Raw genomic sequence first — 9,922 nt, 5'->3', positions numbered from 1 at the left:
CGGATTTCGCCGGGACTGCAACATCTTGAACGCTTTCGGCGGGTTCGGGCCGGAGATTCCGGCCCAAGCGTTTCACTCTGCTTCCATGGCGCGGATGCGCTAGGCGAGCGCGGCCCGGATCCGGTCGATCGCTGTGATCTTCGGCACTTCCTTGCCAAGCCGTTCACGAGGGCACCACGGGTACGGTAGGGCGTCGGCCCATTGGAGGATCGGCTCGACCGTGTCCTGCGGCAGGGTTGTCATCGCTTCTATCGTGATTCGAAGTTGCCGGACCTGTCCCGAATTTTCCGCCGCCAACCAGTCGTATCGGCCGAAACCGGCACGCGCCAGACCGGTGCCTTTCTCCGACATACAGACAAGCCAGTCGCAACTGAACGACGGTCCCGCGGCGGGCGGGTCGCCGATGCAGAACGTGTAGACGTTCTCATAACGCTCGGCGAACTCGCTCACCAGCACCTTCGAAATAGCTTTCGCCCCGTTCACAGTGGCCGGGAACGAGATTTCCGAGGTATTCACTTGCATCGTGAGTTCGGCATCGGCGGTAAACGCGTCCGCGATCAAAAACGGGCGATTGCCATCCTTCGCCCGAATATAGGTTTCGATGGATTTTTTCAGGGTGATCATGGGCGTGTTCAGTGGCTATGCTGACGGGATGGGAAAGGGTGCGGGCCCCGAGTCTATCGCCGCTCGGCGCGTGCAGGGCTGTATCCCTTCTCCCTTGGCAGGCATGTTTGAGGACGTTTGATCCAGCGCTTCGACGGCCGGATGATTCGGCCGGGACCTTGCCATTACGCCGTATTGGATCACCGGGCTTGGGATTATTGCTTCCGCCAAAGCGAGTTTTCGCGTAGATTTGCGACCGCGAAACAATTGTTACCCGGTAAAAGTAAGAGGAAACCATTCATGACCATTGCCCGGCGAATCCGCGAAGTATCCAAGTTGAGCGGCGATTTTCTATTGCGTTCAGGCAAGCGCAGCAACACCTACTTCGATAAATATCGCTTCGAGTCCGATCCCGTCCTGCTGAAGGCGATTGCGGAAGCGATGGTGCCCCTGATCCCGCCCGGCACAGAAATATTGGGCGGTCTCGAGATGGGCGGCATTCCAATCGTGACCATGCTGAGCCAGGTGACGGGCTTACCCGCGGCGTATATCCGCAAGGAAGCGAAAGAGTACGGTACGTGCAAATATGCGGAAGGTGCGGATCTGGCCGGACGCAAGCTTGTGCTGGTCGAGGACATTGTGTCGAGCGGCGGTGCGATCTCCGACGCCGTGGCGAAACTGCGTGCCGACGGCGTGCCGGTCTCGCTGACGCTGTGCGTGATCGACCGTGAAAGCGGTGGCAAGGAAATGCTCGAAGGAATTGGGATCGAATTAAAGTCCCTCTATACCTTCTCGCAGATAGAAGCGGGCCAGTAAGTGGGCCAATGAGCGGGGCCAATGAACGGGCCAATGAACGGGCCATTAAGCGGGCCAATGAGCAGGACTTCTGCTTAGGCTTCGCCCGCTTCTGCTTCTGCGTCTACTAAGCACTCCACCCTGAGCCTTCATTCCTGAGCGGCCGAGCATGCAGCTTCTCGATCATGTTTCTATCGGTGTTCCCGATCTCGATATCGCCCGGCGTTTTTATGACGCGATCATGAGCACGCTCGGCGCAGCGAAGGTATACGACCTTCCTCACGCGCTGGGATACGGCGAGCGATGCACCCCGCAGGACACTGCGTCGAGCTATCTCGCGGTGTACCTGGATCAGGGTGCGATAGGCGAGAACAAGCGCCACTGGTGTTTCAAGACCACGTCCCGTGCGCAGGTCGACGCGTTCCACGCGGCCGGCCTTGAGGCCGGGGGACGCTCCGATGGTCCCCCGGGGCTACGATCCGACTACCATCCAGGTTATTACGCCGCGTTCTTGCGTGATCCGGCGGGCAATCGTGTTGAAGCGGTGTGCCATATCGTCGCCTGACGGTTTGTTTGCCCATGCTTGGCTAAGCATTCGCGCTACCCGAAAAATAGTTGCAGGCGCCGGAGAGGTCATCGGCGAAGACAAACAGGGTGACGCCGAAGATTGGACGTGATGCCACGGAGGCCAGGCTCAAGGTGTTTGCTCTGATACTAGCCAGATCGTCAGGACTGCATGGGAAAGTCATGCACGTGCGCGACATGGCGGAAACCACCCGCGAGATGAACGCGAGTGCGCGAGGCCCCGGTTCACCGCGATATACCAGCACTCACAATCCAAAGGATCGGCAACCCTTTTTTCCGCCAGGCATGAAGCCGCAGAGCCGCAGGCGTTGTTGCTACTGAGTCTGATCGGCTTCAGTCGAGGCCTGCTGGTGCCTGTGCCCACGACCTCTGCCGGTCGCGGCCGGAGCGCTGGCTTGAACCGGCGCTGCGGGCGGGTGGTTGATGTACTGGAAGTTCTGCGCGATGGCCGAGTTGGCCATGTCCGGAGTGGACTGCGCGTAGGCTGAAGAAACCAACAATAGACAGGCGATACACGGAGCAAACAGGATTCGGTTCATAGAGACTCGGTTGTCATGACCAGCCCGGGATTTTCAGTGGCACGATCCGGCCGGATGGAAATAGCATGCTTGCCGCACACTGCGGCCGCTGATCCGGGCGCGTGAGCATTGTCCAAGAGGCGTGATCAGAACGACGTGATCAAACGTAAAAAAAACGGCCCACCCCAAAGGGCGGGCCAAGCTGCAGTCACTTGCATCACTCACAACCGCGTCTTGGGAGAAGACGCATATTGAGTGTAGGTCGTGCTTGCCTCTCTTGCGTTGCAAGGCTGCTTACATGCGTTACGCCGCATGACAAGCGGTGCTGAAAGTACGAGGAACAAGCCTTGCGTGTATGTGGCCGCGCGTGGCCAAACTGCACGCCGTAGCCTGACATGCGGCGTGATTGATGAACGGCGCATACCAACCGGATGACTCGCCAGACTTTAGATGGATTACAAAATGCCGACGTAAAACGTGGTTCGACTGAAGTACTGTCCAGACTCAACCCATATTCCGATCTTCGTCCTGATTCACGCTTGATCCTCGTAAACCCCAGCCCTTTTTATTGCAAAAAAATGCGAAAAATTGTTATCCATTTCGAATTTGCGCCGTTAACAGGGGAGTAGGTGAACAACCATCGACCGGTGGGAATCTCTTGGGACGCGTGATCAACATCATCATCAACCGTGAATGCCAGGTTGATGCGGTTGAATTCGTCCGCCGATGTCGGCGTCTGTATTACCTGTGCATGAATTACTCGCTTTGTGAAACCACTTCACTTTTACCCGCCTCACACTTATGGAAAACACCATGAAGAAAATCGCCATCGCCCTCGCTGTCGCGGCAACCACGTTCTGCGCTATCGCGCCGGCCTACGCTGCGCCGTATCACCATCATCGCGAGTGCCACAAAGTGCGAGTGCATCATCATTGGGAAAATCGCTGCCATTGATTACGGGGAGCTTACCGTTGATCGATGTGCCGGCTCGGCATCGATAGCCGGTCAATTCCGCGGCATCAGCAGCGAGATCTTCAAGATCTCCAGCATCGCGATTAAGCAGTTCTTGAAAAAGCCGTTCTGCATTTCGCCGGAACGGCTTTTTCGTATCCGGCATTTCGCTGCGCTACAGTTAGATTGACGCCCTCATAGTGCAATGACAGCCTTGACCGGCAAGCGCATACAAGGGAAGCAAACAAGAGAAGAAAGATCATCGCGGCGCGGCCTGGAACGCATAGAATATTTGCACGACGAATGGGTGGCGGGGCGCACACTAAGGACCAGCAACAAGTAGGCAGATCAAAAGGCGAGACGCGCATGCAGGGCAATGACGGATTGCGCGAGTAATTGCTGCTTTAGGGAAACCGTTTCCCGCGAGTGGCGAGGGTCGATCGGCGAAGTGCGAACAGGCGCCGGCCGGCTCGGATCCGATCAGCGCCAGACAATAGCGCCTTAGCGTTGGAAGCCTTCGAATGTTAAAAAAACCGACTATTTTCTTTCGGCTAAGAGCGGCTTTAGCGCGCCATCCGAATGCGATAGGTCTAGGCAGCATCGCTTTCTCGGTGATCGTGCTCGGGTTCGCCTTGGCGATCCTCGTTCAAGGGCATCATGACGCGACCGCTCGCGCGATCGAGAATGCGGACAATCTCGCGCGCGTCATTGAACACGACATCACCTACACCACCCAGCTCACGGACCTCTCCATCCAGGCAGCCGTGGATGGTGCACAAGACGCGGATGTCATGCGGCTGCCGGACCACCTGCGCCGCGAACTCCTCTTCGACCGCTCTGCTACAGCTAGCCAGTACATAGGCTCGTTGTTGTGCCTCGATTCGAAAGGCAGGATCATTGTGGATTCCACTAGCGTGATTCCACGCAGCGTCGATCTGGCTGATCGAACGTGGTTCGCCGTTCATCGCGACAATCCGAAGCTGGGTCTGTTCGTCAGCCGTCCACTGCAGTCGCGCCTGAATCCCGGCGAAGTCGACCTCATGTTCAGCCGGCGGGTGAACCATCCTGATGGCTCGTTCGCCGGTGTGGTAGTGGCGGCATTCCGCCTCGATTACTTCGAGAATTTGCTATCGGGCGTCCAGATCGGCCCAGGAGGGAACATCACGCTCTTGCAGGACGACGGGCATGTGATCCTACGTTATCCGAACGATGGAAATTCGGTCGATGAAAACTTCAGCGGACGAAAAAATTTCGAGCGCTTCGAGAAGACGCATGAGACGTCATTTATCGGCAAGTCTGGAAAAGACGGGGAGGAGCGGCTCTATAACTTTCGCAGGTTCGACAAGCTGAAGATGATCGTGATCATTGCGCCCGCGACCCGTTACGTCTTCGCGGACTGGACGAGCCGGGCGTGGTTTATCGGCATTGTCACTGCACTGCTGATCGTCGGCCTGTTGTTTGCCGCGCAGCTTCTCTCCGTGGAATTCCGGCACAGGCTGGTCGTGGAGCAGCAGTTGCGCGATATGACGCGTATCGACGGGCTGACCGGCCTGAGTAACCGGCGCAGTCTGGACGATCGTCTCATGCTTGAATGGCATCGTTCAAAACGCTCGGGAAAACCATTGGCGCTTTTGTTCGTCGATATCGACCGGTTTAAAAGCTACAACGACACGTACGGCCATCAGGCCGGTGACGACGCGTTGACCGCTGTGGCGCAGGCGATCGCGCGTAATAGCCAGCGGCCGGGCGACATCGCTGCGCGCTTCGGCGGGGAAGAGTTTGTCGTGGTGTTGCCGGAGACGGACCGCGCTTGCGCGTCCGTGGTTGCCGCCGCCATTCACGCGTCTGTCCGCGGTCTGGCGATCGAGCACAACGGCAGCGAACATGGGGTCATCACGGTAAGCATTGGGGTGGCCTGTACCGATACCGAAGAGGTGGCCGACGCGCTCGCGCTGATCAAGGTGGCGGACCTGGCTGTGTACAGGGCAAAGGCCGCGGGCAGAAACCAGACGAGCATGGCCGAGCCATTCGGCAGCGCGGCTGTTACGACCTAGGCCCGGTTGGTTTCACGCATAGCGAATGTGGGACGGATCGCTGCGCGGATGCGCCTTGGCTTCTTCGTTTAAAGCTTTCTGATCGAAGAAGCCAGGGCCGTGACGGCGCCCTATATCCAGTTGCCGGCAACGTCCTTTCAACCGCGCGCTTTCATGCGGCGCCGGTCACAGGACCTTTCTCCCGCATTAACGTGACATGCTGCCGGGCCGCCTCGTTGCCATGAGCTAACGCACGTACGGCAAGGGAAAACGCTAACTGGGTATCGTGGGCGACCGCGCTGCGGTCATCGTCGAAGAGTTTGGCTGCATGGCGCAAATGCTGCGCCGCCTGCCCATGGAGTTCCGCCGCCGTTGCGTGATGCTGCGCTGCGGTCGTGCTTTCGGATGTGCCCGTTGGCGCCGGCAATACCGTCGACGCACCCGCGTTGTGTTTGACTACGCTGTTGGCTTCGTCTATGGCGTGAAGCGCGTAGCCGTGCGCCATGATCGCCTGATGGGCGGCATGGTCGTAGTCCTTGCCCGCTCCGAAATGGTGTGACGCCTCGCGATGAAATCGCGCGGCCTGCTCATGATGCGACGCTGCGGCTTCGAGATGTCCCTTTTTACTTTGTTTTGTATTCATGGTTGCTCCTCCTGTACAGCTTGTCCGACTTCGACGTTTGACCCGTTGCGTGAGCCAGGCAACTGCCACGCAACCGGCCGGAACCTATCCAATGAATTTACGCTTGTTCGGTTCGCGGGGGTCTTTTTTTTCGCCAGGCGTTGCACGCAAGGTGTCATCGGACAGTTGTCAGGAAAGTGCATCCAGCAAGCCGTACCACGCCACGCCCGCGCTGATATAGACGCGCTGCAGCGCATGAAAGGGAATGGGTTTGATCGATGTGGGCGGCAGGGGCAACCCCTGTGCCGCGCCGCTCATGAACGCGGCCAGATGCTGGCCCAAGGTTGTCGCCATCGCAATGCCGCGTCCGTTATAGCCCAGAGCGATGGTCAAGCCCTCGGCAGGGGTGTGCACATGCGGCAGGAAATCGCGTGTAATGGCGATCCGTCCCGCCCATCGGTACTCGTATTCGACGCCTTCGAGTTGCGGATACATCAACCGTGCTGCGCGTTCAAGATGCGCCCAATCGGCGGCGGTACGCGGATCGCGGAAGGGGCCCCGACCGCCCATCAGCAAGCGGCCTGCAGCGTCCTTGCGGAAGTACAGCAAGAGCCGCCGCGAGTCCGACGCGACTTCGCGTCCAGGCAGCACGGTGGCTGCAATATCGTCGGGTAAAGGCCGGGTTGCGACAATGAAACTGTTCGCAGCAATCACCGATTGTGCGAGACCTGGCCAAAGCGCATCGGTATAACCGTTGGTCGCGAGCAGCACCTGTTTCGCATCGATGACAACACCGCTTGCACATCGCACACGCCAACCGTCGGCACTTCGTTCGAGTGCGACGGCGCGGGTGGCGCCGTGAATCGCGACACCCGCTGCCTTGGCCGCACGCGCCAGTCCACGCGCGTAACTCAGGGGTTGCACGCTGCCAGCGCGTTTGTCGATCCAGCCGCCTACAAAGGCTTCAGTGCCGAGCCGCTTCACAACCTGCGTGCGGTCGAGCAGTTCGACCGGTGCACCGCGAGCTTCCCACTGCCGCGCGCGGGCGTGCAGTGTGCCGAGCAGCTTGTCCGAGTGCGTGGGTTGAATCCAGCCATTGCGAGTGGCATCGCATTGGATCTGGTGGCGTTCGATCAGGTCGAAGACCGTATCAGCGGCGCTGCCTGCGATCTGCGTGAGGGCTTCGCCATTGCGTGAACCGTATCGGCGGACGAGTTCATCCGGATCGTATTTGAGCCCGGGGATCACCTGGCCGCCGTTGCGCCCGGAGGCGCCCCAGCCCGGTTCGTCGGCATCGATCACACAGGTTTTCAAGCCGTGCCCGGCAAGATGCAAGGCGCTTGACAGACCGGTATAACCCGCACCGACAATCAGCACATCGGTCTTGAGGGAGGTGTCGAGCGGCGGGGTATCGACGGCTGGTTCCGCCGTCGCGGCCCAGAGAGAGGGCGGCAACGGTCGTGAAACTTCAACGAGGCTCATGTTGGATATTCAGGTCGAAGGCGCGTCGGAGGAAGTGAGCACCCGGCGCAGGAAATCGCGCGTGCGAGGATGTTGCGGGCGTTCGAGCAGATCGGCGGCGCCTTCCTCGCAGATCGTGCCGTCATAGAGAAAGCACACCCTGTCTGCCACTTCGCGCGCAAAACTCATTTCGTGCGTGACGACAATCATCGTCATGCCGTCGTAGGCGAGTTGACGCATCACGCTCAGGACCTCGCCGACCAACTCGGGATCGAGGGCAGAGGTAGGCTCGTCAAACAGGATGGCCTTGGGCTCCATGGCGAGCGCGCGGGCAATCGCCACGCGTTGCTGCTGGCCGCCCGATAACTCAGACGGGTAAGCATCCATACGATGCCCGAGCCCGACCTTGTCGAGCAGATGGCGCGCCTTTTCGCGGGCTTGCACACGGTCTTCTTTTTTCACGAACACCGGGCCCTCGCAGACATTCTCCAGTGCGGTACGGTGCGGCCACAGGTTGAAGCGCTGGAACACCATGCCCACTTGCATGCGCAATTCGTGAATGTGTTTCGAGCGAGCATCGACTGCATTGCCGTCCACGGTGATCGTGCCGGCATCATGCGTTTCCAGGCCGTTGATGCAACGCAGGAGCGTCGATTTTCCCGACCCTGACGGGCCAATCAGACAGACCACTTGACCCGCTTCAACGTTAAGGCTGACGCCCTTCAGCACTTTTTGATCGTGGAAGCGCTTATGAATCGATTCGACCTTGATCATCGTTTCCCTTTGAGGCCGAGGCGGCGTTCGAGGCGGCGCAAGCCATAGACGAGCGGCAGGCTGAGTCCGAGATAAAGCAACGCCACCAGCGTGAACACGGTCATGTTCTGGAACGTCGACGATGCGATCAGTTGTCCGGCACGCGTCATTTCAGCGACCGTGATGGTGGAGGCGAGCGACGAGTCCTTCAGCATCATCACGAGCGTGTTGCCGTAGGACGGCAGTGAAATCTTGAACGCTTGCGGCAACACTACGCGCCGCATGATCAGCGCGCCGCGCATGCCGATGGATTGCGCGGCTTCTATCTGCCCGTGATCGATCGCCTGGATACCCGCCCGAAAATTCTCGGCCTGATAGACGGAATAGGCGATGCCCAGCCCGATAAAACCCGCCTGGAACGCTGACAAACGCACGCCGAGATCGGGCAGCACGAAGTAGATATAGAAGAGCTGGACGATGATCGGCAGGCCGCGGATCACGTTGATGAACGTCGAGGCCCCGTGCGAAGCGAACTTGTTCGACGACACGCGCATCAGCGCCAGCAGGAGTCCGAGCAGCGTGCTCAGGATGAACGAGCAGAAGGTGATCTCGATCGTGACGACCGCGCCTTTCAGCAGGATCGGCAGGAACTCGATGGCGTTCTGGAAGAACATGGCTCTATCCTCTTTATGCTGAGGATGTCTTTATTCCACCTGCCACTTCTTGATGATCTGCATCAGGGTGCCGTCCGCCTTGATCTTCTTGATGCCCGCGTTCAACTGGTCGAGCGTGGCCGTGTCGCCCTTGCGTACAACGAAGCAGACCTGGCCCACCACTTCCGGCTGATATTCCTTGACCAGTCGCAGTTGCGGATTCGGGTTGTGCTGGAGCTGGTAAGCAATGATCGGATGATCGCCGAAGCCAGCCTTGATGCGTCCAAGCGCGACGTCGCGCATGATGTCGGCGACGGAATCGTAGGTGCGAACTTCCTTGAAAATGCCTTTCTTGTTCAGCGCGTCGACGAATGCCGTGCCCACTTGAGCGCCGACAACTTCGCCTTTGAGCGAGTCCATTGACGGGTATTTGCCGGCGTCGTCGGCGCGCACGATGAGGCCTTCGCCATACGAATACACTGTGTCCGAGAAGTCGACGACCTGCTGGCGTGCGGGCGTCTTCAGCATGGCGGCCGAAATGATGTCGATCTTCTTGGTGGTCAGAGATGGAATTAGTGAGGAGAACGTGGTTTGTTCAATGCTGACGTCAAAGCCTGACGCCTTCCCGGTCGCCGTGATGGCGTCGACCAGCAAGCCCTGGATCGAATTGGACTTCACATCGAGGAAGGTGAACGGCACGCCCGTGGCCGTCGCTCCGACCGCGTAACTTGGGGTAGCGGCCACCGACCACGCCGGTGCGCCTGTGAGCAGCAATCCCGTTGCGAAGACACAGGCGAAGCGTTTGACGAACTGGAACATGAGGCTCTCCACTTATTGGGAAGGAACAATGGGACGGACCAACCAAAAAATCGTTTATTGGTATTTTATGCATCATATTCGAGACAAAAAAATCGTCAATCGAAATATTTGTATCGATATTCGATATGA

The 9,922-nt window shown here is 58.7% G+C and carries 10 protein-coding genes; 4 read left to right on the top strand and 6 right to left on the bottom strand.

Features of this window, described 5'->3' with window-relative positions:
• Positions 1-99: 99 nt before the first annotated feature.
• Complete coding sequence (locus JWR14_RS08675) at positions 100-624, bottom strand: hypothetical protein (protein ID WP_299704542.1); 525 nt, start codon at positions 622-624, stop codon at positions 100-102.
• Positions 625-903: 279 nt separating this feature from the next.
• Here JWR14_RS08675 and pyrE point away from each other — a divergent pair, with 279 nt between their 5' ends.
• The 4 genes from pyrE to JWR14_RS08655 all read left to right on the top strand — a co-directional run bounded on the left by pyrE (position 904) and on the right by JWR14_RS08655 (position 5,506).
• Positions 904-1,419 (top strand): orotate phosphoribosyltransferase, encoded by a 516-nt coding sequence (pyrE, locus tag JWR14_RS08670; RefSeq protein ID WP_120311168.1) that lies wholly within the window; start codon positions 904-906, stop codon positions 1,417-1,419.
• Positions 1,420-1,567: 148 nt separating this feature from the next.
• Complete coding sequence (locus JWR14_RS08665; RefSeq protein ID WP_299704527.1) at positions 1,568-1,963, top strand: VOC family protein; 396 nt, start codon at positions 1,568-1,570, stop codon at positions 1,961-1,963.
• A 1,351-nt stretch (positions 1,964-3,314) separates the two neighbouring features.
• Positions 3,315-3,455 carry a hypothetical protein gene (locus JWR14_RS08660; protein WP_299704525.1) on the top strand — a complete coding sequence of 47 codons (141 nt, stop codon included), beginning with the start codon at positions 3,315-3,317 and terminating at the stop codon, positions 3,453-3,455.
• A gap of 518 nt (positions 3,456-3,973) precedes the next feature.
• On the top strand, positions 3,974-5,506 hold the full coding sequence (locus tag JWR14_RS08655) for a GGDEF domain-containing protein (RefSeq protein WP_299704523.1): 1,533 nt from the start codon (positions 3,974-3,976) through the stop codon (positions 5,504-5,506).
• A gap of 151 nt (positions 5,507-5,657) precedes the next feature.
• Here the strand turns inward: JWR14_RS08655 and JWR14_RS08650 are convergent, their stop codons facing one another.
• The 5 genes from JWR14_RS08650 to JWR14_RS08630 form a co-directional block, all read right to left on the bottom strand.
• Positions 5,658-6,128, bottom strand: coding sequence for a hypothetical protein (locus JWR14_RS08650; RefSeq protein ID WP_299704522.1), 471 nt, complete (start codon positions 6,126-6,128; stop codon positions 5,658-5,660).
• 168 nt (positions 6,129-6,296) lie between these two features.
• A complete protein-coding gene (locus JWR14_RS08645) occupies positions 6,297-7,589 on the bottom strand; it encodes an FAD-binding oxidoreductase (RefSeq protein WP_299704520.1) in 1,293 nt (430 codons plus the stop codon).
• A 9-nt stretch (positions 7,590-7,598) separates the two neighbouring features.
• Positions 7,599-8,342 (bottom strand): amino acid ABC transporter ATP-binding protein, encoded by a 744-nt coding sequence (locus tag JWR14_RS08640; protein ID WP_299704517.1) that lies wholly within the window; start codon positions 8,340-8,342, stop codon positions 7,599-7,601.
• Positions 8,339-8,995, bottom strand: a complete 657-nt coding sequence (locus tag JWR14_RS08635; protein ID WP_299704515.1) for an amino acid ABC transporter permease — start codon at positions 8,993-8,995, stop codon at positions 8,339-8,341. The genes JWR14_RS08640 and JWR14_RS08635 overlap by 4 nt, the downstream gene beginning before the upstream one ends.
• Before the next feature lie 30 nt (positions 8,996-9,025).
• The gene (locus JWR14_RS08630) at positions 9,026-9,793 is read right to left on the bottom strand and encodes an ABC transporter substrate-binding protein (RefSeq protein ID WP_299704512.1); all 768 of its coding nucleotides are present in this window, start codon (positions 9,791-9,793) and stop codon (positions 9,026-9,028) included.
• Between the last annotated feature and the right edge of the window lie 129 nt (positions 9,794-9,922).

It is taken from the genome of Caballeronia sp. (assembly GCF_028292365.1).
Classification (GTDB): Bacteria; Pseudomonadota; Gammaproteobacteria; order Burkholderiales; family Burkholderiaceae; genus Caballeronia.
This window is presented reverse-complemented; position numbering and strand designations above follow the sequence as displayed.

What these genes read in the sequence shown, in the direction of transcription:
- JWR14_RS08675 (WP_299704542.1), bottom strand. Translation starts at nt 624, where the DNA reads ATGATCACCCTGAAAAAATCCATCGAAACCTATATTCGGGCGAAGGAT.
- pyrE (WP_120311168.1), top strand. Translation starts at nt 904, where the DNA reads ATGACCATTGCCCGGCGAATCCGCGAAGTATCCAAGTTGAGCGGCGAT.
- JWR14_RS08665 (WP_299704527.1), top strand. Translation starts at nt 1,568, where the DNA reads ATGCAGCTTCTCGATCATGTTTCTATCGGTGTTCCCGATCTCGATATC.
- JWR14_RS08660 (WP_299704525.1), top strand. Translation starts at nt 3,315, where the DNA reads ATGAAGAAAATCGCCATCGCCCTCGCTGTCGCGGCAACCACGTTCTGC.
- JWR14_RS08655 (WP_299704523.1), top strand. Translation starts at nt 3,974, where the DNA reads ATGTTAAAAAAACCGACTATTTTCTTTCGGCTAAGAGCGGCTTTAGCG.
- JWR14_RS08650 (WP_299704522.1), bottom strand. Translation starts at nt 6,128, where the DNA reads ATGAATACAAAACAAAGTAAAAAGGGACATCTCGAAGCCGCAGCGTCG.
- JWR14_RS08645 (WP_299704520.1), bottom strand. Translation starts at nt 7,589, where the DNA reads ATGAGCCTCGTTGAAGTTTCACGACCGTTGCCGCCCTCTCTCTGGGCC.
- JWR14_RS08640 (WP_299704517.1), bottom strand. Translation starts at nt 8,342, where the DNA reads ATGATCAAGGTCGAATCGATTCATAAGCGCTTCCACGATCAAAAAGTG.
- JWR14_RS08635 (WP_299704515.1), bottom strand. Translation starts at nt 8,995, where the DNA reads ATGTTCTTCCAGAACGCCATCGAGTTCCTGCCGATCCTGCTGAAAGGC.
- JWR14_RS08630 (WP_299704512.1), bottom strand. Translation starts at nt 9,793, where the DNA reads ATGTTCCAGTTCGTCAAACGCTTCGCCTGTGTCTTCGCAACGGGATTG.